Source organism: Bradyrhizobium sp. AUGA SZCCT0105, assembly GCF_018129565.1.
In the GTDB taxonomy this organism is placed as follows: Bacteria; Pseudomonadota; Alphaproteobacteria; order Rhizobiales; family Xanthobacteraceae; genus Bradyrhizobium.
In genome coordinates, this window is sequence record NZ_JAFCMK010000003.1 from 547,729 (window position 1) to 569,076 (window position 21,348).

General features: G+C 65.1%; 26 protein-coding genes and 1 other RNA gene. 5 read left to right on the top strand and 22 right to left on the bottom strand.

The window, feature by feature from the left end:
* Positions 1-208: 208 nt before the first annotated feature.
* From JQ573_RS18460 to JQ573_RS18485, 6 genes are all read right to left on the bottom strand, one after another.
* Positions 209-619 carry a VOC family protein gene (locus tag JQ573_RS18460; protein WP_212313958.1) on the bottom strand — a complete coding sequence of 137 codons (411 nt, stop codon included), beginning with the start codon at positions 617-619 and terminating at the stop codon, positions 209-211.
* 80 nt (positions 620-699) lie between these two features.
* Positions 700-1,236 carry an SRPBCC family protein gene (locus tag JQ573_RS18465; RefSeq protein ID WP_212313959.1) on the bottom strand — a complete coding sequence of 179 codons (537 nt, stop codon included), beginning with the start codon at positions 1,234-1,236 and terminating at the stop codon, positions 700-702.
* A 34-nt stretch (positions 1,237-1,270) separates the two neighbouring features.
* Positions 1,271-1,681 carry a DoxX family protein gene (locus tag JQ573_RS18470; RefSeq protein WP_212313961.1) on the bottom strand — a complete coding sequence of 137 codons (411 nt, stop codon included), beginning with the start codon at positions 1,679-1,681 and terminating at the stop codon, positions 1,271-1,273.
* 196 nt (positions 1,682-1,877) lie between these two features.
* Positions 1,878-3,155 carry an RNA polymerase sigma factor gene (locus JQ573_RS18475; RefSeq protein ID WP_212313963.1) on the bottom strand — a complete coding sequence of 426 codons (1,278 nt, stop codon included), beginning with the start codon at positions 3,153-3,155 and terminating at the stop codon, positions 1,878-1,880.
* On the bottom strand, positions 3,152-3,520 hold the full coding sequence (locus tag JQ573_RS18480) for a YciI family protein (protein ID WP_092126677.1): 369 nt from the start codon (positions 3,518-3,520) through the stop codon (positions 3,152-3,154). Before JQ573_RS18480 ends, JQ573_RS18475 begins: the two co-directional genes overlap by 4 nt.
* Before the next feature lie 187 nt (positions 3,521-3,707).
* The gene (locus JQ573_RS18485) at positions 3,708-3,995 is read right to left on the bottom strand and encodes a hypothetical protein (protein WP_212313965.1); all 288 of its coding nucleotides are present in this window, start codon (positions 3,993-3,995) and stop codon (positions 3,708-3,710) included.
* An 89-nt stretch (positions 3,996-4,084) separates the two neighbouring features.
* On the opposite strand from JQ573_RS18485, the gene JQ573_RS18490 reads away from it, so the two are divergent.
* Complete coding sequence (locus JQ573_RS18490) at positions 4,085-5,050, top strand: glyoxylate/hydroxypyruvate reductase A (protein ID WP_212313967.1); 966 nt, start codon at positions 4,085-4,087, stop codon at positions 5,048-5,050.
* Positions 5,051-5,214: 164 nt separating this feature from the next.
* Here JQ573_RS18490 and JQ573_RS18495 read toward each other — a convergent pair whose 3' ends face one another.
* The 4 genes from JQ573_RS18495 to JQ573_RS18510 form a co-directional block, all read right to left on the bottom strand.
* A complete protein-coding gene (locus tag JQ573_RS18495) occupies positions 5,215-5,694 on the bottom strand; it encodes an SRPBCC domain-containing protein (RefSeq protein ID WP_212313969.1) in 480 nt (159 codons plus the stop codon).
* The gene (locus JQ573_RS18500) at positions 5,687-6,091 is read right to left on the bottom strand and encodes a metalloregulator ArsR/SmtB family transcription factor (RefSeq protein ID WP_212313971.1); all 405 of its coding nucleotides are present in this window, start codon (positions 6,089-6,091) and stop codon (positions 5,687-5,689) included. The genes JQ573_RS18495 and JQ573_RS18500 overlap by 8 nt, the downstream gene beginning before the upstream one ends.
* Before the next feature lie 99 nt (positions 6,092-6,190).
* Complete coding sequence (locus JQ573_RS18505) at positions 6,191-6,841, bottom strand: dihydrofolate reductase family protein (protein ID WP_212313973.1); 651 nt, start codon at positions 6,839-6,841, stop codon at positions 6,191-6,193.
* Between the two features lie 91 nt (positions 6,842-6,932).
* Positions 6,933-7,592: a TetR/AcrR family transcriptional regulator gene (locus JQ573_RS18510; protein ID WP_212313975.1), complete on the bottom strand. Its 660-nt coding sequence runs from the start codon at positions 7,590-7,592 to the stop codon at positions 6,933-6,935.
* A gap of 98 nt (positions 7,593-7,690) precedes the next feature.
* Between JQ573_RS18510 and JQ573_RS18515 the strand changes: the two genes are divergently transcribed.
* The gene (locus JQ573_RS18515) at positions 7,691-8,335 is read left to right on the top strand and encodes a glutathione binding-like protein (RefSeq protein ID WP_212313977.1); all 645 of its coding nucleotides are present in this window, start codon (positions 7,691-7,693) and stop codon (positions 8,333-8,335) included.
* Between the two features lie 178 nt (positions 8,336-8,513).
* Here the strand turns inward: JQ573_RS18515 and JQ573_RS18520 are convergent, their stop codons facing one another.
* From JQ573_RS18520 to JQ573_RS18555, 8 genes are all read right to left on the bottom strand, one after another.
* A complete protein-coding gene (locus tag JQ573_RS18520; RefSeq protein WP_212313979.1) occupies positions 8,514-8,981 on the bottom strand; it encodes a nuclear transport factor 2 family protein in 468 nt (155 codons plus the stop codon).
* Positions 8,982-9,067: 86 nt separating this feature from the next.
* The gene (ybgC, locus tag JQ573_RS18525; protein ID WP_021076499.1) at positions 9,068-9,517 is read right to left on the bottom strand and encodes a tol-pal system-associated acyl-CoA thioesterase; all 450 of its coding nucleotides are present in this window, start codon (positions 9,515-9,517) and stop codon (positions 9,068-9,070) included.
* A gap of 68 nt (positions 9,518-9,585) precedes the next feature.
* A complete protein-coding gene (locus JQ573_RS18530; protein WP_212313981.1) occupies positions 9,586-10,503 on the bottom strand; it encodes a metallophosphoesterase in 918 nt (305 codons plus the stop codon).
* A 173-nt stretch (positions 10,504-10,676) separates the two neighbouring features.
* Positions 10,677-11,726 (bottom strand): Holliday junction branch migration DNA helicase RuvB, encoded by a 1,050-nt coding sequence (gene ruvB, locus JQ573_RS18535; RefSeq protein ID WP_212313983.1) that lies wholly within the window; start codon positions 11,724-11,726, stop codon positions 10,677-10,679.
* Positions 11,723-12,157 carry a hypothetical protein gene (locus tag JQ573_RS18540; RefSeq protein WP_212313985.1) on the bottom strand — a complete coding sequence of 145 codons (435 nt, stop codon included), beginning with the start codon at positions 12,155-12,157 and terminating at the stop codon, positions 11,723-11,725. The genes ruvB and JQ573_RS18540 overlap by 4 nt, the downstream gene beginning before the upstream one ends.
* Positions 12,154-12,771, bottom strand: coding sequence for a Holliday junction branch migration protein RuvA (ruvA, locus tag JQ573_RS18545; RefSeq protein ID WP_212313986.1), 618 nt, complete (start codon positions 12,769-12,771; stop codon positions 12,154-12,156). Before ruvA ends, JQ573_RS18540 begins: the two co-directional genes overlap by 4 nt.
* Complete coding sequence (gene ruvC / locus JQ573_RS18550; protein WP_212313987.1) at positions 12,768-13,295, bottom strand: crossover junction endodeoxyribonuclease RuvC; 528 nt, start codon at positions 13,293-13,295, stop codon at positions 12,768-12,770. Before ruvC ends, ruvA begins: the two co-directional genes overlap by 4 nt.
* A 228-nt stretch (positions 13,296-13,523) precedes the next feature.
* Positions 13,524-14,270 carry a YebC/PmpR family DNA-binding transcriptional regulator gene (locus JQ573_RS18555; RefSeq protein ID WP_212313988.1) on the bottom strand — a complete coding sequence of 249 codons (747 nt, stop codon included), beginning with the start codon at positions 14,268-14,270 and terminating at the stop codon, positions 13,524-13,526.
* A 224-nt stretch (positions 14,271-14,494) separates the two neighbouring features.
* Between JQ573_RS18555 and JQ573_RS18560 the strand changes: the two genes are divergently transcribed.
* Together JQ573_RS18560 and JQ573_RS18565 are read left to right on the top strand one after the other, a co-directional pair.
* Positions 14,495-16,249 (top strand): methyl-accepting chemotaxis protein, encoded by a 1,755-nt coding sequence (locus tag JQ573_RS18560; RefSeq protein ID WP_212313989.1) that lies wholly within the window; start codon positions 14,495-14,497, stop codon positions 16,247-16,249.
* Between the two features lie 227 nt (positions 16,250-16,476).
* Positions 16,477-17,901 (top strand): methyl-accepting chemotaxis protein, encoded by a 1,425-nt coding sequence (locus JQ573_RS18565; RefSeq protein ID WP_212313990.1) that lies wholly within the window; start codon positions 16,477-16,479, stop codon positions 17,899-17,901.
* Between the two features lie 199 nt (positions 17,902-18,100).
* Here the strand turns inward: JQ573_RS18565 and JQ573_RS18570 are convergent, their stop codons facing one another.
* The 4 genes from JQ573_RS18570 to JQ573_RS18585 form a co-directional block, all read right to left on the bottom strand.
* A complete protein-coding gene (locus JQ573_RS18570; RefSeq protein ID WP_212313991.1) occupies positions 18,101-18,925 on the bottom strand; it encodes a TIGR00282 family metallophosphoesterase in 825 nt (274 codons plus the stop codon).
* Between the two features lie 2 nt (positions 18,926-18,927).
* Complete coding sequence (locus tag JQ573_RS18575) at positions 18,928-19,506, bottom strand: 5-formyltetrahydrofolate cyclo-ligase (RefSeq protein ID WP_212313992.1); 579 nt, start codon at positions 19,504-19,506, stop codon at positions 18,928-18,930.
* Between the two features lie 199 nt (positions 19,507-19,705).
* Positions 19,706-19,866, bottom strand: a non-coding RNA gene (ssrS, locus tag JQ573_RS18580) — 6S RNA.
* A 221-nt stretch (positions 19,867-20,087) separates the two neighbouring features.
* Complete coding sequence (locus JQ573_RS18585) at positions 20,088-20,717, bottom strand: TetR/AcrR family transcriptional regulator (protein ID WP_212313993.1); 630 nt, start codon at positions 20,715-20,717, stop codon at positions 20,088-20,090.
* A gap of 135 nt (positions 20,718-20,852) precedes the next feature.
* Between JQ573_RS18585 and JQ573_RS18590 the strand changes: the two genes are divergently transcribed.
* Positions 20,853-21,329 (top strand): PaaI family thioesterase, encoded by a 477-nt coding sequence (locus JQ573_RS18590; RefSeq protein ID WP_212313995.1) that lies wholly within the window; start codon positions 20,853-20,855, stop codon positions 21,327-21,329.
* Positions 21,330-21,348 lie beyond the last annotated feature (19 nt).

Sequence of the window (21,348 nt, forward strand, 5' to 3'; positions counted from 1 at the left end):
GCACGTCGACGCCATGCCCACGCTGCGATCCCAAACCCGTCATCGCTGAGGTGCGAGCCTTGCGGCGCAATTGCGCCGCTGGGCGAGCCTCGAACGATGCACGGCCCGGATGGCTCAGCCCGCAGTCGCAACAGCCGGGCCGTCGATCCTTCGAGGACCGCTGAAAAAGCGGCCACCTCAGGATGACGGTCCCGACCGGGCGTGCGGCCTACATCTGCTGCGGGCAGTTCACCATCCAGGGGATGCCGAACTGATCGACGCACATGCCGAAGCCGTTGGAGAAGAAGGTCTTGCCGAACGGCATGGTGACCGTGCCGCCTTCGGACAGCGCCTTGAAGCGGCTCTCGGCCTCCCTGGGATCCTCGACCTGCAGCGAGACGTGAAACCCCTGCGGCTTCTGGAAGTGGCCGGGCGGGGCGTCGGAGGCCATGATGATCTCGCCGTCGATCGAGACCCTGGCGTGCATGATCTTGTCCTTCCAGCCGGGCGGCGTCTGCATCTCCGGATTGCCCTCGCCGTAAGGATAGGTTTCCTCGATCCGCGCACCGAGAACCTTCTGGTAGAAGTTCAGCGCGGCGCCGCAATTGCCGTCGTAGGAGAGATAGGGGTTGACCTGCATCACATGCTCCCTGGGCTAGATTCTCGTTTTGACGCGTTTTCTTCACGCGAACCGGAAACCACTTCGCTCGAAAACGCTCGCTATTTTTCAGTCAGCTTCTTCAGATTGGCGAGACCGGCCTCGAAATCCTTGCCGATCATGTGATCCAGGTTCATGAACACCTGCATCACTTTCGACATGAAGACGGCCGGACCATACATGGTCCATGTGACGCTGGTCGCATCTCCCTGCGGCAGCATTGTGAACTCGGCGGTGTTGTGGCCCTCGAACGGCTTGAGGAAGTCGAGCTTGATGACGATCTTCGACGGCGCGGACGATTGCAGGATCTCCATGCGGCCGGTGCCGACATTCTTGTTGCCGTCCCAGGCATAGACCGCCCCCTGCCCGCGCCCGGCGCCGTCATAGGTGCGCTTCATGGCCGGATCCCGGTTCTCGTAGGGTGACCAGACCGTCCACTGCCGGAAATCGTCGATCAATGGAAAGATCCGTTCCGCCGGCGCATTGATGCTGGTCGCACGCGTGACGCGGAATGTGCTCGGCTTGGTCGCCGCGAGGACGAGGATGACGGCGATCGCGACCGCGAGGATGACAGCGATGATGGCAATGGTCTCGAACATGATGGTCTCCAGGTAGATGAATGAAGAGGATAGCTCAGCGGCGGAACGGAAGCAGCGCGCGCAGATTGCCGTCGCGCAGATAGAGCCCGCCCCACACCATCAGGCCGAGATAGAGCCCGAACAGCGTGTGGCTGAACAGCGGGCTGCCGATCCGCACATGGGACGCGATCGCGCCGCCGAGATAGCCGGTGAGCAGGATGGCGCCGAGGATCGAGGTCGGCGGCACCGAGTACAGCAGCGTGCAGACGATGGTGATGATGCCGAGGCTGCGCGCCAGCGTGTCGCTCGCACCAAAGCCCATCTTGTCCATGGTCTCGGTGACGACAGGCAATGGCAACAGCTTGATCGCGCCATCGAACAGCAGGAAAAGGATAACCACGCCGCTCACGACGCGGCCGGTGATGCGGGCGGGCTTTGAGACTTCGGTGTCGACGATCGTCGGCATGGCGGGCTCCGTAACGCTTGGTGATGCTCTGCCTTCATGACGAACGACGGGGAACGGGGCCGACAAGGACGGTGAAGATTTTTGAGATTCGTCATGGCCAGGCTCGTCCCGGCCATCCACGTCTTCCTTCTTCGCGGCATCCAAAGACGCGGATGCCCGGCACAAGGCCGGGCATGACGAGCACAATGTTGGGGGACTACTTCGCCTTCACATTGCGCGGCTGGCTGTCGCGCATCAGGCGGTCGATATGCATACGGATATGGGCGGCTTCGGCGGTGGTGTTGGCGAGCGCGATGGCGCGGTCGAAGGTGACGCGGGCCTCCTCGTTGCGGCCGAGCTGCATCAGGAAGGCGCCGCGCACGCCGAAATAATGGAAGTAATTGGAGAGCCGCGGCGCTAAGGGCTCGATCATCTCGAGCGCGGCTTCAGGCCCCTTCACCTTGGAGACCGCAACAGCCCGGTTGAGCGTGATCACCGGCGATGGCTGCATGATCTCGAGCGCGCCATAGAGCAGGTCGATCTGGGTCCAGTCGGTATCCTCGGGCTTTTCCGCGCGGGCGTGGAGTGCGGCGATCGCGGCCTGCACCTGATAGGGCCCGCTGCGGCGATGGCGCATCGCCTTGTCGATCAGCGCGAGGCCTTCGGCGATCAGCTTCTGGTTCCACAGGCTGCGGTCCTGGTCGTCGAGCAGGATGACCTGGCCGTCGGCGTCGAACCTCGCGGCGGCGCGGGCGTGCTGCAACAGCAACAGCGCGGTCAACCCCATGATCTCCGGCTCGCTCTGGAACAGCCGCAGCAGCAGGCGGGCCAGCCGGATCGCCTCCTCGCACAGCGGCGAGCGGATTTGAGCGGTATCGCCGCTCGCCGAATAGCCCTCGTTGAAGATCAAATAGATCATCGCGGCGACCGAGACGAGCCGCTCGCTGCGCTCGACCGCGCCCGGTGTCTCGAACGGCACATTGGCGTCGGCGACGCGCGTCTTGGCCCGCGTGATGCGCTGCTCCATCGCCGCCTCCGAGACCAGGAAGGCGCGCGCGATCTGCTTCACCGACAGGCCGGAGACGATGCGCAGCGCGAGCGCGATCTGCTGCGTCGCCGGCAGGTCCTTGTGGCAGCAGATGAACAAGAGCCGCAGGATATCGTCGCGGTAATGCGAACCGTCGAGGCGCTCGGCGAGCTCTTCCTCGGCATCGCCGAGGTCGGAGATCGCCTGGTCATCGTCGGGCAACGGCTCCTGCTTCTTGCCGCGCCGGATGTCGTCGATCGCGACATTGCGGCCGACCATGATCAGCCACGCCGCCGGATCGCGCGGCGGGCCGTTCTGCGGCCAGCTCTTCAGCGCCCGCAGGCAGGCGTTCTGGAAGGCCTCCTCGGCGGTATCGAGATTGCGGAAGTAGCGCAGCAGTGCGCCAACCGCCTGGGGACGCGCCGACGTCAGCGCGGCATCGATCCAGGCGGTGTCGGTCATGCTCACGCCTTTGCGCTCCCCGGAGTGAAATAGCCGACCGGGCGGATCTCATAGGTGCCGCCGGGATTGGCCTCGCCGAGGTCGCGCGCGATGTCGAGCACCTCGTCGAGGTTCTTGCCCTCGACCAGATAGAAGCCCAGCAGTTGCTCCTTGGTTTCGGCAAACGGGCCGTCGAGCACCAGCGGCGGGTTTTCCTTGCGCAGCGTGGTTGCCGCGGTGGTCGGCAGCAGCCGCGCCACCGGACCGAGCCGGCCCTGCTTGGCGAGCTTGTCCTGCACGACCGACAATTTCTGCATGACCGAGGCGTCGTGTTCCTTGCTCCAGGAACCGACCATGTCTTCGTCATGATAGCAGAGGATGGCGTACAGCATCGAAAAGGCATCTCCGTTCATTGCAAGAACGAACGATTATGCCCGCTGCCGACAGGCGGAGCGAAAGAAATTTAAGTTCCGGATATCGGCGATGGATTTGGCCGACGTTCATGGCGCGCCGCGACTGACTACGTCTTGGGCCACGGCGATGGCGCGTCATGCCGTCACCACGACGTTCATGGTGCGACTACCAGTAGACGCCGTAGCGGGCGGCGATCCGGCGCGCCTTGGCTTCTTCGCTCTCCCGGCGGTTGGCGTGGCTCCTGTTCGTTGGCCGGGAGGCTTGCTGCCTCGAAGGCTCCGCCGGCTGCGCCTGCGACGGCGCCGGCTGGGTCTCGGCCTGCGCCGGCGCAACGGCCGGTTGCGCCTGCGCGGGTGCATCGGCGTTTGCGAGCACGAGGCCGCGGCTCTGGCCGGCGTGAGCGGTGGCGGCGGTGGCTGCGATGAAAGCCGCGATCAGGATCAGCTTGCGCATGGAAGTTCTCCCCGGTTGATGGCAGGAGACTAGGGAGCGGGCCAGGCTCGCTCTGTGATACATATCACATTGAAATTGGAGGTATCCAGATGGGTAAGGGCGCACTGGCGCTGCTGATCAATGGCGGCTCGGAAAACTGGTCGTCGGCGCGCTGGAAGGCGCGGTTCGACACGGTCTGCCCGGACCGCCCCGTGGTGCTGCTGCCGGACGGCGCGCTCGATCCCGCCGAGGTGCACTATGCCGCGGTGTGGAAGCCGAAGCCGGGCGAGCTCGCGGCGTTCAAGAACCTCCGCGTCATCTTCAATCTCGGCGCCGGCGTCGACGCGCTGATGGCCGACCGTTCGCTGCCCGATGTGCCACTGGTGCGGGTCGCGGTCGGCGACCTCACCGACCGCATGACCGAATATGTCGTGCTGCATGTGCTGATGCATCACCGCCAGGAGCTTTACCTGCGGGAGTCGCAGCGAGCGAAGCGCTGGGCCCCGGACTATCAATGGGCCGCAAGCGCGATCACCGTCGGCGTGATGGGGCTCGGCACGCTCGGCGCGGCCTCGGCGCAAGCGCTCCGCGCACTCGGCTTCCGCGTCGTCGGCTGGAGCCGCAGCGAGAAGCGGATCGACGGTGTCGCCTGCCACCATGGCACCGAAGGGCTGGAAGCGTTCCTGCGCGAAACCAACATCCTGGTCTGCCTGCTTCCGCTGACGCCGGATACCCGCCACGTGCTGAACCGCGACGTGTTCGCGAAGCTCAATCGTAGCAGCCCGCTCGGCGCGCCCGTCATCATCAATGCCGGCCGCGGCGGCTTGCAGAACGAGGAAGACATCCTGCGCGCGCTCGACGACGGCACGCTGGGCGCGGCCTCGCTCGACGTCTTCGAGACCGAGCCGCTGCCGCAAGACAGCCCGTTCTGGAGCCACCCGAAGGTGGTGCTGACCCCACACAACGCCGCCGACACCGACGCCGACGAGATCTCGAAATACGTCGCGCAGCAGATCGCGCGCTTCGAGCAAGGCGGCGCGCTCGAAAATCTCGTCGATCGCAAGCGGGGGTACTAAATTCGGTGTCGTCCCGGCGAAGGCCGGGACCCATACTCCGCGGCCCCTCACCAGGGCACGCGCGGGGAACCATCCTGCACAACAACGATGTCCTGTGGTTATGGGTCCCGGCTCCGTGCGCAAGCGCGCACTCGGCCGGGACGACAAGTGGAGAGGCCGCAGCCTCAGCCCATCTCGGCAACAATCTCCGCGAGCCGGTCGTAGGCGGGCTCGACGCCCTTGTCGATGCCGGAATTGAGATGACCGTCACGCGCCTCCTTGGTGGGATGGCGAATGGTGGTCGTCAGCGTGGTCGTTCCGGCTTCCTCGACGAAGGTCGAGGTGACCAGATATTCGTCGCTGGTGAAGCCCGGCATCGCAAAGATCTCGCCGAATGCCAGCCGCTCCGGGCGCACCACTTCGCGATAGGTGCCGGTGAGGATGTGCTCGATGCCGTCGGACGACCGGAACACGAACCGATAGGCGCCGCCGACGCGCAGGTCGATCTCGCACACCGGCATTGCGAGCTGCTCGTAGCCGAGCCAACGCACGACGTATTCGGGCTTCGTCATGGCGTCGAACACGAAGCGCCGCGGCGCGTCGAACTGGCGCGTCATGGCGAACTCGAAATCCGACGGGGTGGTGATCCTCAGCGTCTTATCCACGCGTGCGTCCACGTTGCTTCTCCTTCTTTACTCTGACTTTACGGTTGCTGCGCGGTGGGGCCTTCGCGGCCTCCTCCGCCTTCATCTCCTCGAGCAGGCCGTCGAGGCGGTTGAAGCTCTCGTCCCAGAAGCGGCGGAAATTCCCGAGCCAGCCATCGACCTGCTTGAACGAGTCGGGGGCGATGCGGCACGGGCGCCACTGCGCCTCGCGCCCGCGCGAGATCAACCCGGCATGCTCCAGCACCTTCAGGTGCTTGGAGATCGCCGGCAGGCTCATGTCGAACGGCTTTGCCAGCTCCATCACCGAGGTCTCACCCAGCGCGAGCCGCGCCAGGATCGCGCGCCGGGTCGGATCGGCCAGCGCCGCGAAGGTCGAACTGAGGGGATCGATCGGCATGCACTTAGCTCATCGGTTAAATAACCTATGGGTTAAATACGACCGAACGGCGGTCGCGTCAACGGCCAATTTTTGGCCGTTGACGCAGGTGTGAACCGTTCAGGATGTCTTGCGCGCGAAGGTGACGTGGGTGGCGTTCGTGCTCGCGACATGCGAGACGACGGCATAGCCGAGCGCGGGCAGATCAATGCCAGCGAACAGATTCTCGCCGGCCCCGAGCAGCACCGGCGACAGCGCCAGTTGCACCTCGTCGAGCAGGCGTGCCTGAAGGAATTGGCGCACCAGCGACACGCCGCCGCCGACCCGGATGTCCTTGTCCCCCGCAACGGCGCGCGCCCGCTCGAGCGCGGCGTGAATGCCGTCGGTCACGAAATGAAACGTGGTGCCGCCTTCCATCTCGATGTCAGGCCGCGCGTGATGGGTCAGCACGAACACCGGCGTGTGATACGGCGGATTGGCGCCCCACCAGCCCTTCCAGGCATGATCCGGCCACGGCCCGCGGATCGGGCCGAACATGTTGCGGCCCAGAATCCAGGCACCGATATTTTCCATCGCTTTGCGCGCGATCTCGTCATCGAGCCCGGTGCTGCCGCCGTCCTGGCCGAAGGTCTGGCGAAATGTTCGCGTCTGGAGGAACCAGCCGGGCAACACCATGCCGCCTTCGCCGAATGGATTTTCGAGGCTCTGACGCGGTGCCGCGCCAAATCCGTCGATCGAGACCGAGAATGCCGAAGTCCTGACTTTTCCCATGATATTCCACTTCCGTAGGTTGAGAGATCTTACGGAAGACGGGCGGGAAAAACAGCGCCCGACATTTGCTGCCGAAGAAACTTCGCCGCCTCTATTTGGCCGCGCACAGCACGTCGAGGGCGCCCTTCACGATCGCCTCGAGCTCCTTGCGCGGCACGCGGGCGCGGGCACGGATCGCAATGGTGTGGATGGTGGCGGAGGCAAGATGCGCCAGTGCCGCCGGATCGGCGCCTTCAGGCAGTTCGCCGCGCTCCTTGGCATCGCGGAAGCAGATGCCGAACGCCTTGTCGAGCTCGGTCAGTCCCTCCACCACCATAGTGCGGATACCAGGATCCGACACCGCCTCGGATGCTGCGGTCATCACCGTGAAGCAGCCGCGCGGGCCGGACTCGCCGGAGAGATAGATGTCGAGCGCAATGCGATAGATGCGCTCCAGCCGCTCGCGCAGCGGCGCTTCGGCACGGAAGATGTCGACCATCGCCGCGCGCGCGTCGTCGCGGTAGCGCTGGTAGCTCTTGATATAGAGCTCGCGCTTGTCGCCGAACGCGCCATAGAGGCTCGGCCGGTTCATGCCGGTCGCAGCACTCAGATCATCGAGCGAGGTCGCGGCGAAGCCGTCGCGGCGGAACAGATCGAGCGCCTTGCCGAGCGCGACCTCGGGCTCATAGGCGCGCGGCCGCCCCCGCCGCTTCGGTGCGACGGGCCCCTCGATTTTGGCAGCAGATGGCGGCCTCTTACTTTTTTGTACCATTTCGCATTTAATTCCTTGACGCCTTCAATATTATCCAAGACAGTACAAAAATCAACAACGGCCGGGACATCCGCGCCAGACGCCCCAAGGAGGCACCTATGGACCTTTATTTCTCGCCGCTCGCCTGCTCGATGGCGACCCGCGTCGCGCTCTATGAAGCGGGCCAGCCGGCCAACTATCTCGAGGTCGATCCGAAGACCAAGCAGGTACGCAACGACGGCTCCGACTTCAACAAGGTCAACCCGCTCGGCCTCGTGCCGACGCTGCGCACCGACGACGGCGTGGTGCTGACCGAGAACGCCGCGATCCTGCAATATGTCGCTGACCAGTTCCCGCGCGCCGGCCTCGGCCCCGCGTCGAACGCCGAGCGCTCAAAGCTGCATCAATGGCTGTGCTTCATCGGCACCGAGTTGCACAAGGGCCTGTTCCTGCCGCTGCTCGACAAGAAGGCGCCGCCGGACGCCAAGTCCTACGCGCTGGAGAAATACGTCTCGCGGCTCGACTATGTCGAGGACCACCTGAAGGGCCGCGAGTATTTGCTGGATCATTTCAGCGTCGCCGACGCCTATCTCGTCACGGTCATCAACTGGACCATGGCGACGCCTCCGATCGAGCTCGCGAAATGGCCCGCGCTGAAGGCCTACTACGAGCGCCTGCGCACGAGGCCGTCGGTTGCCAAGGCGGTCGCGGAAGAGTTCGAGCTCTACAAGGCCGAGATCGCCCGGCACAAGGCGGCGGCGTAAGGATTAGCGCGCAAGGTGGCGGCTCCCGAACGGGGGCCGTTCATCCTTCGAGGCTCGCTACGCTCGCACCTCAGGATGACGGAGGTAACTCGAGCCAGGCGCGAGAGTCTGTCACCGTCATGCTGAGGTGCGAGCGCAGCGAGCCTCGAAGCACGACGGCCCAACTGTTGCCGCCAGACTAGAACGGCTCCTGCCCCAACCCGGGCACATCGGCCGGACGCGGGCCCGGCGCGGGCCAGTGGAAGCGGCGGTCCTTCTCCGCAATCGCGATGTCGTTGATCGAGGCCTCACGGCGGCGCATCAGGCCATGCTCGTCGAACTCCCACTGCTCGTTGCCGTAGGAGCGAAACCAGTTGCCGCCGGCATCGTGCCATTCATACTGGAAGCGCACCGCGATGCGGTTGCCGTCGAACGCCCAGAGATCCTTGATCAGGCGATACTCCCGCTCCTTTTCCCATTTGCGGGTCAGGAAGGCCACGATCGCCTCGCGGCCGGCAAACACCTCTGCGCGATTGCGCCAACGGCTGTCCTCGGTATAGGCGCCGGCAACCCGAACCGGGTCGCGCGAATTCCAGGCATCTTCCGCCATGCGCGCCTTCTGCGCGGCGGTCTCGCGGGTAAAGGGCGGCAGCGGCGGGCGTGACATCGGCGATCCCTCGCGGTTGGTTGGTCGCACACAAATCTATCGCCACGCCGCGCAGAGTCGATGGGGCGTTTCCTATCGCCCGATAGCTAGGCCAGATCGGCCTTCATCAACGCACGGATGGACTTCGGAATCGGCTGTGCCCGGCCCTGACTGACGAAGGCGACGCGCACCTGCGCCTTCACAAGCACGTCATCGCCGCGCCTGACCTCCTGCGCGAGCATGATGGAGGCGCCCTTCACCGCGATCGGCCAGGTCACGACGTCGAGCATGTCGTCCATCCGCGCGGGCTTGAGGAAGTCCAGCGTCATCGAGCGCACCACGAACGCGAAGCCGCCGGTCTCCTCCTGCGCCTCCTCGAACAGCGCGTTCTGCTCGGCGCCCATCAATCGGAGATGATTGGTGCGGCCGCGCTCCATGAAGCGCAGGTAATTGGCGTGGTAAACGATGCCGGAAAAATCGGTGTCTTCGTAGTAGACACGGACCTGCATATGGTGTCGGCCATCGCGGATCGCACCGTCGATATGGGGTAAGGTCAATTGCAGCCCCTCGATTGCCCTCGTGAGAACAATCGTTTTGCGCAAATTGCCCGATCACGCAAGCGCGATCAGGACACCACCGGCCCCTTTGCACCGAGCGTGACCTGCACGATCTCGGGTGGCACGCCGAGGCGGAACGGCATGATGCTGCAGCCAAGACCGCCGGAGACGACGACGTCGCATTTCAGCTTGAAATGACCATAGGCGAGCCGCATGCCGCGCTTCACCGGCACCGCCGGCGACCAGCCGAGCAGCCGGATCTGGCCGCCATGGGTGTGGCCGGACAGCTGCAGCGCGACGCGCGAGGGCATGCGGAGCGCCACGTCAGGCTCGTGCGCGAGCAGGATCACCGGCGCGTCGTCGGTGACTTTTTCGAGCGTCGCGTTGAGATCGTCGACGCCGATGCGCCGGACCTCGCGATAGCGCCGCGCCGGCAGATAGGCGAGCTGGTCGCCGAGACCGGCGAGCCAGAACGGGCGGTTATCCTTGGTGAGCCGCACCGCATCGTTCTCGTAGACCGGGATGCCGGCGCGCTCCAGCGCACGGCGCGCGACGGGCGTGCCCTGCCCCAGGCGCTGCACCGTCTTGTCTTCCCAGTAATCGTGGTTGCCGAGCACGGCATGGACGCCGAGCGGCGCCTTCAGGTCTTTCAGCACCGCGGCCCACTCCGAGGCCGGAATGAAGCGGGTGACGTGGCGCAGCCCCGCGACATAGTCGCCGAGCAGCACGATGATGTCGGGGTTCAGCGCGTTGGTCCGCTCGACGATCTCAGCGATGCGATCGAGCGACATCCATGGATCGCAGGCGTGAATGTCGGCGATCGCGGCGATCTTGAGCGGAAAGTCCGAAGGCCATTGCCGCGGCGACAGATCGTAGCGCGTCAGCGTGAGGCGGACGACCGGCTCGCTCAAGCCATAGGCCGCGGTCGAAGCGGTGGCAGCGGTCAATCCGCCGGCGGTGCGCAGAAAATGTCGACGTGAAATCATGGACGCTTGATCGGTGATGCCTGGTCCATGATAGGCCCTTTGATTGGAGCGAAATTGGGCCGCGTTTGTGCAGACGGCCTGCAGAGACGTCGCAATGGTTAGCGGGCAAGGTTACCGTGCAGCGCGATGCGCTGCGTCAACACGTCTGTTCACGTCTTCGAGAGCGAGGAGGCTCAGTCTTCATCGCCATTGCCGCCGAACAGGCCGAACTGCGAGGGATCGCGGTTCGGCTCGGCAAGACCGAGATGGCGAAAGGCATGTGAGGTGAGCAGTCTTCCGCGCGGGGTGCGCTGCAAATAGCCGCACTGGATCAGATAGGGCTCGATGATGTCCTCGATCGCATCGCGTGGCTCGGATAGCGCGGCCGCCATGGTCTCGACACCGACCGGACCGCCGCCATAGTTCAAGGCGATGGTGGTGAGATAGCGCCGGTCCATCGCATCGAGGCCTGCGCTGTCGACCTCGAGCGCGCTCAGCGCACGGTCGGCGATGCCGCGATCGATGGCGTCGGCATCCGCTGCGGAGGCAAAGTCGCGCACGCGGCGCAAGAGGCGGCCGGCGATGCGCGGCGTGCCGCGGGCGCGGCGCGCGATCTCGTTGGCGCCATCAGGGCTCATGCCGATGTTCAGCACGCGGGCGCCGCGGGTGACGATCTTCTCGAGCTCTTCCACGGTGTAGAAATTGAGCCGGATCGGAATGCCGAAGCGATCGCGCAGCGGATTGGTGAGCAGGCCCGCGCGCGTCGTCGCGCCGACGAGAGTGAATTTCGACAGCTCGATCTTCACCGAGCGCGCCGCGGGGCCTTCGCCGATGATCAGATCGAGCTGGAAATCCTCCATCGCGGGATAGAGCACTTCCTCGACCGCCGGGCTCAGGCGATGGATCTCGTCGATGAACAGCACGTCACGCTCTTCCAGATTGGTGAGCAGCGCCGCAAGGTCGCCGGCCTTGGCGATGACCGGGCCGGAGGTGGCACGGAAGCCGACACCGAGCTCGCGCGCGACGATCTGCGCCAGCGTGGTCTTACCGAGGCCCGGGGGACCGACGAACAGCACGTGATCGAGCGCCTCGCCGCGCTTCTTCGCCGCCTCGATGAAGATCGAGAGATTCTTGCGCGCCTGGGCTTGGCCGACGAACTCCGTCAGCGACTGCGGACGCAGCGCGGTGTCGCCGACATCGTCGGAGCGGCGTTCGGGCGTGACGATGCGCGAGGGCGTGTTCATATACGATATTTTCCAACCAACCTGCTGGTCACACGAGACAGTTGAACTCCGACAAATAGCACCAGACCGTGGGCCAGAAAGAGCAAAGCAGCATCGCTGAACTTCGACAGAACAAACTCAGCAGTGCAAACCAGCACCACGACCGGAAGAATATTCCACCAGGTGACCAAACCACGAATCTCGGCGATGACCGCTACCAAAAGGCCGACGATGAGCGCGGGAAAGGACCATAGTTGGATCATATTGATAAAGAACCCAGCAAAGTCCCGAGAAAACGAAAAACATCGAATGACATGACTTAGGAAGCATGCCGAAACTGACAGACCAAGCATGGCAGCAGTCCCGGTGATGAAGGTTCCTATAAAAATCGCGACCGTGACATAACCGAGCCGTGCAACGTTGAATCCGGCGGAGCCTTGCGCAACGCTCACTTCGACAATTCCTTAAGCCCCAGCCGGATCAGTTGCGCGGTCTCGGCCTTCTCACCGGCGCTGCGCGAGGCGGCCGCGATCGCGGCGGCGGCCTGCGGCTGGCCGTAGCCGAGATTGACCAGCGCGGAGATCGCGTCGGTGACCGGGCGCGGCGCACGGTTGTTGTCGATCGCGCCCGAGAGCTGCACCACCGCGGGATCGACATCGGCAAAGCCCGGCGCCTTGTCCTTCAATTCGCTGACGATGCGCTCGGCCACTTTGGGTCCGACGCCCGGCGTGCGCGCCACCGCCGCCTTGTCGCGCAGCGCGATGGCATTGGCGAGATCGGTCGGCGGCAACGTGCTGAGCACCGCGAGCGCAACCTTGGCGCCGACGCCCTGCACTGTCTGCAACAGGCGAAACCACTCGCGCTCGATATCCGAGCGGAAACCGAACAGTTTTATTTGATCCTCGCGGACATAGGTCTCGATCGAGAGCACGGCGGCGCCGCCCGGCTGTGGCAGCGCCTGCAGCGTGCGGCTCGCGCAATGCACCTGATAACCGACGCCGCCGACATCGAGGATCACGTAATCCTCGCCATAGGAATCGATCAGGCCCTTCAGCTTGCCGATCATAGGTTCGCCACCCTGAGGCGCAGCGCGGTGCTCTGGCGGTGATGGGCGTGGGTGATCGCGACCGCGAGCGCGTCGGCGGCGTCGGCGGACGGCGGCTCGGCTTTCGGCAGCAGGATCTTCAGCATCACCTGGATCTGGTTCTTCTCGGCATGTCCGGCGCCGACCACGGTCTTCTTGACCTGGTTCGGCGCGTACTCGGCGACCGAGATACCGAACATTGCGGGCGCCAGCATGGCGACGCCGCGGGCCTGGCCGAGTTTCAGCGTGGCAACGCCGTCCTTGTTGACGAAGGTCTGCTCGACCGCGGCCTCCGCCGGTCGGTAGTCGCCGAGCACCGCGGCGAGTCCCTCATGGATCGCAAGCAGCCGGCTCGCCAGCGGCAGATCGTCCGGCGGCTCGACCGAACCGCAGGCGACATAGACCAGACGGTTGCCCTCGGTCTCGATCACGCCCCAGCCGGTGCGGCGGAGACCCGGATCGATACCGATGATGCGGACGGGAGAGCGAATCGGCTGCGATGTCATGGGGTAGTGATACCGCCTGAGCCGGGAGAACGAAACACAAACGGAGGTTCGTCCCCTGCTCGGCGTGGCATCGCAACGTGCTTGTCATCCAGCCCTGGCTCGTCATCCCCGCGAAAGCGGGGATCCAGTGCGCTGCGGCCTCTCGGATCAAACGACGGTCTCTGGAATACTGGATCGCCCGATCAAGTCGGGCGATGACAGCGGAGTTTGGGGCGATGAGCGAGGCTCTTAACCGCCCATCTTCGCGAGCAGCGCGTCGGACACCTCGAAATTGGCGTACACGTTCTGCACGTCGTCGTGCTCGTTGAGCAGGTCCATCAGCTTCAACAGCTTTTCGCCGGTCTCGTCGTCGACCGCGACGGTGTTCTGCGGCTTCCAGGTCAGCGCCGCCTTGCGCGGCTCGCCGAACTTCGTTTCCAGCGCCTTTGCGACCTCGCGGAAGGTTTCCTGCGAGGCGTAGACCTCGTGACCGGCTTCGCTGGAGACCACGTCGTCGGCGCCGGCCTCGATCGCGGCGTCCAGCATGGCGTCGTCGGAGGCGACCTTGGCGTCGTATTCGATGATGCCGGTGTGATCGAACATGAAGGCGACCGAACCGGTTTCGCCGAGATTGCCGCCCGACTTGGTAAAGAAGGAGCGGATGTCGGAGGCGGCGCGGTTGCGGTTGTCGGTCAGTGCCTCGACGATCACGGCGACGCCGCCGGGGCCATAGCCCTCGTAGCGGATCTCGTCATAGTTCTCGCCCTCATTGCCAAGGGCCTTCTTGATGGCGCGGTCGATATTGTCCTTGGGCATGTTCTCGGCGCGGGCGGCGACCACGGCGGCGCGCAGCCGCGGGTTCATCGCCGGGTCCGGGGTGCCGAGCTTGGCCGCCACGGTGATTTCGCGGGCCAGTTTGCCGAAAAGCTTCGACCTCTGGGCATCCTGCCGGCCCTTGCGGTGCATGATGTTCTTGAATTGGGAATGGCCGGCCATGCGACGTCTCTTCGAGCGTAGGGTCTGAACAGGGGTGGAAAACGCGGCCTTATAGGCCCCTGGCGGTCAAAATCAAAGGTCGGCGGGGGCCATCTGGTCCGGGAATACTACCGCAAGCCGGAATATGAGGCACTTGTTAACCATGATTTCATGCCCGGATGCGAGGATCGCCCCGTCCCGCCGCAACTTTCCAAGGCAACTTCCAACAGCCCCACAGAGCCCCCATGGCGTTCGGTTTGTTTCGAAAGCAAGTGCCGGAGCCGGCCGCGCAGCAGGTTCCAACCGCGGCTGCCGCGGCTGAAGCCTCGACCGAGACTGATTCGGCCAAGGATTCGTCCAGGGAGATCCTGGAATTGCTGGAACTCGAGCTCGGCGCGATGATCCGCCAGCTTGAGCGCGCCGCAGGCTCGGTGGCCGACGGCGCCGAGGCGACGGCCGCCAAGCTCGCGACCATCCGCGCCCGCACCGACGCGCTGACCGGCCGCAGCAGCGATGCGCAGAGCACCGCGACGACGTTCTCGGAGGCCGCCGACCGGTTCACCCATTCCGCCCAAGGCATCGGCGCGCAGGTGCGCAGCGCGAGCCAGCTCGCCGACGATGCCGCGGCCGCGGCGCGCGAGGCCACCGCCAATGTCGATCGCCTGCGCGAATCCTCGGCCGCGATCGGCAATGTCGTCAACCTGATCGCGCAGATCGCGCGGCAGACCACGCTGCTGGCGCTCAACTCGACCATCGAGGCGGCGCGCGCCGGCGCGGCCGGCAAGGGCTTCGCGGTGGTCGCCACCGAGGTCAAGGCGCTCGCAGTGCAGACCCAGAGCGCAACCGAAGAGATCACGCGCAAGATCGAGGCGTTGCAGAAGGACGCCACCGGATCGGCGGACGCCGTCCACCGCATCTCGCAGGCGATCGAAAAAATCCGGCCGGTGTTCGAGAACGTCAACGGCGCGGTCGCCGAGCAGAACCAGATCACCGGCGAGATGGGCCAGAACGCGGCCTCCGCCTCCCACTTCATCGTCTCGGTCGGCACCAGCGCCGGCGAGATCGACTCGGCAACGCGCGAAGCTGCCGCGCATGGCGACAATGTCGCCAAGGCCGGCAAGGCGGTGACCGGCTTCGCCCAGAAGCTGAAGGCGCGCTGCGCGGTGCTGCTGCGCCAGGACGAGCGCGGCGATCCGCGCAAGAACGAGCGCCTGCCCTGCAGTCTCACAATCGAGATCACGACCGCGCGCGGCATGATCACCGCGCCGGTCTACGAGATCGCGATGGACGGCATCCTGATCGGCGGGCCCGATGCCGAGAAGCTGCCGACCCATGAGACGCTGACCGCTACCTTGCAGGACGTCGGCGGCTGCCGGATCAGGATCGGCGACCGCTCCAAGGCAGGCAGCCAGGCGCGCTTCGAGGCGGCGTCCGCCGCGCTGCGCGAGAAGATCGAAGACCGGATGTGGGCGATCCACGAGGAGAACGCCGAACTCGTCACCCGGGCGATGGAAGCGGGTCGCACGCTGAGCAAGCTCTTCGAGGACGGACTGGCAAGCGGCGCGATCACGATCGCTGACATGTTCGACACCGACTATGTCGAGATCGCAGGCACCAACCCGGTGCAGTATCGCACCAGGATGCTGGATTGGGCGGATCGCGCGCTGCCCGCTCTGCTCGAGGCGTTCCTCGCCAAGGACAAGCGCCTGGCGTTCTGCGCGACGGTCGACCGGAACGGCTACCTGCCGGTCCATAACAAGATCTACTCGCAGCCGCAGCGGCCGGGCGACGTGGCCTACAACACCGCCAATTGCCGCAATCGCCGTATCTTCAACGATCCCGCGGGCCTCGCCGCCGCGCATAATGAGCGCGCCTATCTGGTTCAAAGCTACGCGCGTGACATGGGCAACGGCACCACCGTGATGATGCGCGAGATCGACGTGCCGATCCGCGTGCGGGGCCGGCACTGGGGCGCGTTCCGCACCGCGTACAAGCTTTGAACGCTCAGGTAGCCCGGATGCAGCGAAGCGTAATCCGGGACCAATGTACCGTCGGACGAGAACCCCGGATTGCGCTTCGCTGCATCCGGGCTACGCGGCGACACGCACTGCGCCGCATCCGGGCTACGCAGTGCACGCTCAGGCAAGACCGGCGGACCGAATCAAGCTTTAGACTGGAATGGGGAATGCTGCGGCGGCGCGACGGGCTGCTGTAACGGAGGAAACACATGTCGGCGGCGCAGCTTGCAGTGCTGGATACGTCATCGAACCGGACGCTGGCCGAACGGCTGGTCGACCAGCTTGCCGACCGCATCGGCGGCCTCGGGGTCGAGCTTGCCGACATCGCCGGCAACGTCCAGGAGGTCGCGAACCGCGTTACCAACCAGTCGGAGCGGTTCCATCATTTGCAGGAGACCGCCGAGATCATGGTCTCGGCCAATCACGACATCGCCAATGCATCGCAGGCGGTGCAGACGACCGCATCCGCCGCGGTCGGCCAGATCGCGGAATCGCGCAACGCGGTTGAGACGGCGGTCAGCCATATCGCGGAGCTCGTCGCGGCGGTCGGACGGATCGAGGCGCGGCTCGCCGCGGTCGGCTCCGCGCTGAGCCAGGTCGCCAAGGTCTCCGGTTCGATCGAGGCGATCGCCAAGCAGACCAATCTGCTGGCGCTCAACGCCACGATCGAGGCCGCGCGTGCCGGCAATGCCGGCCGCGGCTTTGCCGTGGTCGCGAGCGAGGTGAAGAACCTTGCCGAGGCGACCCGCCAGGCGACGCATCAGATTTCCGACACCGTGCGCGATCTCGACGGCCAGATCGGCAGCCTGATCGGCGAGAGCAGCGACGCCTCGCTGCGCGCCAAGAGCGCCGGCGAAGGCGCCCGGCAAATCTCCGGCATCATCATGCGCGTGCAGGAGGGCTTCTCATCCGTCGGCGCCGAGATCGGCAGCGTGGCGCGCGCCGCGACCTCCAATCTCGGTCACTGCGACACCGTGATCGCGGAGCTGAACGAACTCGCCAAGGGCGTCGATCTCTCCTCGCGCGACCTCAAGCACGCCGACGGCCGCGTCGCGAAGCTGCTCGAGCTGTCCGAGAGCCTGATCGTGACCATCGCCGACAGCGGCGTCGAGACCAGCGATGCGCCGCTGATCCGCGTCGTGATCGACACCGCGAAACAGGTCTCGGAGCTGTTCGAGAAGGCCGTCGCAGGCGGCGAGATCACGCTTGCGCAATTGATGGACGAGAATTATCGCGAGATCGCGGGCACCAATCCGAAGCAATATCTGACCGACTATGTCAGCTTCACCGACCGCGTGCTGCCTGCGATCCAGGACCCGATCCAGAAGAGCGATCCGCGCATCGTGTTCTGCGTCGCCTGGGCGCGGAGCGGCTATCTGCCGACCCACAATCCGAACTACCGGCTGCCGCAGGGACCGGACCCGGTGTGGAACAACGCCAATTGCCGCAACCGCCGGCTGTTCAACGACCGCGCGGTGAGCAAGGTCGCGGCCAATACCAAGCCGTTCCTGCTACAGACCTATCGCCGCGACATGGGCGGCGGTAATTTCGTGCTGATGAAGGACGTGTCGTCGCCGATCTTCGTGAACGGCCGCCACTGGGGCGCGTTCCGGATGGGTTTTCGGCAGGGCTGACGGCAAGTCGTCATTGCGAGGAGCGATAGCGACGAAGCAATCCATCGCTCTGCGCATGCCGAAACTGTGGATTGCTTCGCTTCGCTCGCAATGACGGATACGGATACGCGTAGCCCGGATGGAGCGAAGCGCAATCCGGGAGCAGTCTCTCAACTTGCGAGGGCCCCCGGATTTCGCTTCGCTTCATCCGGGCTACACGCTACGTCCAGAAGCTCGGCACCGCGGGCTCGAGCCGCCCGCCGGCGCGCACCGGCGCGACCCTCACCGCAAGCCCGGTCGCATCGTCGGTCTCGACCGCGACGCCGCTCAGCGTCGCAACGCCTCCGGCCGGCTCGAAACGACCGGAGGGAATGCCGGTGAGGAAGCGCTGCAGCGGCTCCTCCTTCTGCATGCCGATCACCGAATCATAGTCGCCGGTCATCCCTGCATCGCTCATATAGGCGGTGCCGCCGGGCAGCACCTGATGATCGGCGGTCGGCACATGGGTATGGGTCCCGACCACGAGGCTGATGCGGCCGTCGCAGAAGAAGCCGACGCCCTGCTTCTCGGAGGTCGCCTCGGCATGGAAATCGAGCACGATGGCGTCACAGCCCTCGCGCAACGGGCAGGCCTCGAGTTCGCGCTCGATCGCGCTGAACGGATCGTTCGAGGACGGCTCCATGAAGACGCGGCCGATCGCGTTGAGGATCAACGCGCGCTTGCCGCTCTTGGTGTCGACCAGCGTGGCGCCGCGTCCCGGCGAATGGCGCGGGAAATTCAGCGGCCGGATCAGGCGCGGCGCGCGCTCGATGAAGACCAGCGCCTCTTTCTGATTCCAGGCGTGGTTGCCGAGCGTGATCGCATCGGCGCCGGCATCCAGCAGCTCCTGATAGATCGCCTCGGTGATCCCGAAGCCGCCGGCGGCGTTCTCGCCGTTGACGACGACGAGATCGAGCGACCAGTCCTTGATCATGCCGGGAAGGTGGTCTGATATGGCGGTGCGGCCGGTCCTGCCTACGACGTCACCAACGAACAGAATACGCAAGGCTAGCTACTCCGGAAATCGAACGTCTTGCGCTCCGTTAGCACATAATCGAGCGGGACGTCGTGCGACAGCGCCGGAATGGCCTTGGTTTCCTGTGCAGCAAAGGCGATCCCGACCCCGATCACATGCTTGGCCTTGCGCAGATGTGCAAAGGTATAGTCGTAATAGCCGGCGCCATAGCCGATGCGGTGGCCGAGCCGGTCGAATGCCGCGAGTGGCACCAGCATCACGTCGGGATGCACCTCGGCGGCGGCCGGCGACGGCTCGGGAATGCCGAGCGGCCCGAGCATCAGCCGGTCTTGCGGCGACCAGCTGCGGAAGGTCAGCGACTGGCCGCGCGCATTGATGCAGGGCAGCGCAAGCCGCGCACCCTTTTCGGCAAGCTTCTTCATCAGCGGCGCCGGATCGAGCTCGCTGCGGATCGGCGCATAGCCCGAGACGATCATGCCTTGCGTGATCTCGAACGGCGCGCCGCGCTTGGCGAGGGCTTCGGCGGCCGCCGCGCGCTGCTCATCGCTCAGCGCGTCGCGCTTGGCGAGGGCAAGCGCCCGAAGCTCGGCCTTCGATGGAGCTGCGTGCATGATCCATCTTCCGCTGTCATCGTCCGCAAAACGCGAACGAGCCGGCACTCAGAAACGCTAGCATTCGTTTGACCAGGCCGCGGCGTACTGGACACCCCGCGAGGAGCCTGCCAGCGGGCGAGCCGATGACGAGACCCATTGCGGGGAAACTGCTAATCAAACCGCCGCAGCGCGACGACAAGGCAACAGCAAAAATCAGTGCGAAGCCGCAGAGGCCGTTGGAGCGCTCGATCCCGGAGTTCCCTACGAAAGTAGGTGGGCACCATATGTCCGGGTCCACGGACCCGGCCAGGGACAGTTCCCTAAAGGATCGATAAGGCCCCGGGGATATATGGCTCCTGACGCACGACGCAGCTTCGCAGGGCCAATGTAGCGACGAAGTCGCGGTTCCGCCAGCGGCAAGGGGCGGACTTCCGCAAACAAGGGGCGGACTTCCGCAAATCAGGCGCCGGCGCCGTGCTCGGCTTCCGCCGGAGTGCAAAACATCCGGTGCCTGGCGTGCGCTCCGTCGCGGCGCCAGGGGAAGCGGGCGAGCCAAAGCCGGCCCCGCCGCCCGATCGCCGACCGAGCTGGCCCCTCAATCAGCCTCTGCCGCTCAGCCGCGCAACCATGTTCTTGGTGTAGTGCGCCAGCAGAACCGGCGCGTTGTTGCCGAGCACATCGATCCTTCCCCCGTGCTTGAGCACGAGCAGCCCGACCAGATGCGTGATGAGCGCGGTGGCCTCGATCCGGACCATCGGCAGAAACGGCTTCGCGGTGGCCTTGCGGACCTGCTCCGCGAGCAGAGCGAGCAGAGCGTCCAGTTGCCGCTTGAGGGCCTCGTCCAATCCGGACCCGAGCTTCTTCTTGCGCTCCCCATTGAACAGCACGAGCGACAGCGTCAGCTCGGACGGATGCGCGTCGTAATATTTGTATATTGCAAGGGTGCCGCGTCGAAGGGATTTCGCGGGAACAGCGATGCCGTCCATCGCTGCCCTGACTTCTTCAGTGACTGCCAACAACGATTCACCCAGCACCGCCGCGAATACTTCCTCCTTCGATCGAAACAGCGGGTAGATCGCGCCGGTCGTGCACCCGGCCATTTGCGCGATCGCCCTGATCGACGCGCCTTCGAGGCCGCTGGCCTCAAATACACGACGCGCGGCGTCAACGATCACGCGACGACGATGAAGGTCGAGGGTCGCCTGATAGGTTTGCGCAGCGGCAGACATTGACTCCTTGCCGGTTTTGTAACATCGTTCCTAATGAATAACATTGTTATTCGGCTTGGACAAGCGCAGGTTGGCGCGGCGGCCCCAGGGACTTCCGACCCCAGACGCAGTTCAGAATCTCTCCCGGAGAGCACCATGCGTGAACACGAGACGGCACGCTCCATTGAGCCTCTGCTGGATGCCGAGCAAGTGCGGCGGGCGATCATCCGAAACCTGCCGAGCATCGACCACCACGGCGAGATCGTCGAGAACGTCGGACCGAACGCGATCCGCGTCCGGCTTCCGTATCGGCAGGCGTTCATGGGAGCCGAGTTGTGGCAAGACGGCAGCGGCGGCGTGTTTTCGGGACCGACGGTGATGGGCCTTGCCGACACCACGATGTACGGCTGCGTCCTGGCGGCCCTCGGAGCCAACGTTATCCCGGTGATGGCAGGCTTCAACATCACCTTCCTGCGGCCAGCCAGGGCTTCGGATCTGATCGCGGAGGCGCGCATCGTGCGCCGCGGCCGCCGCCTGCATTATCTCGAATGCTGGCTGACTTGCGACGGCGAACCAGACCCTTGCGCCCATATCACGTCGACATATCGGGTCGCGGTGCGGCCGGAGCGCTAACGCGCCATGTGCCAATCAT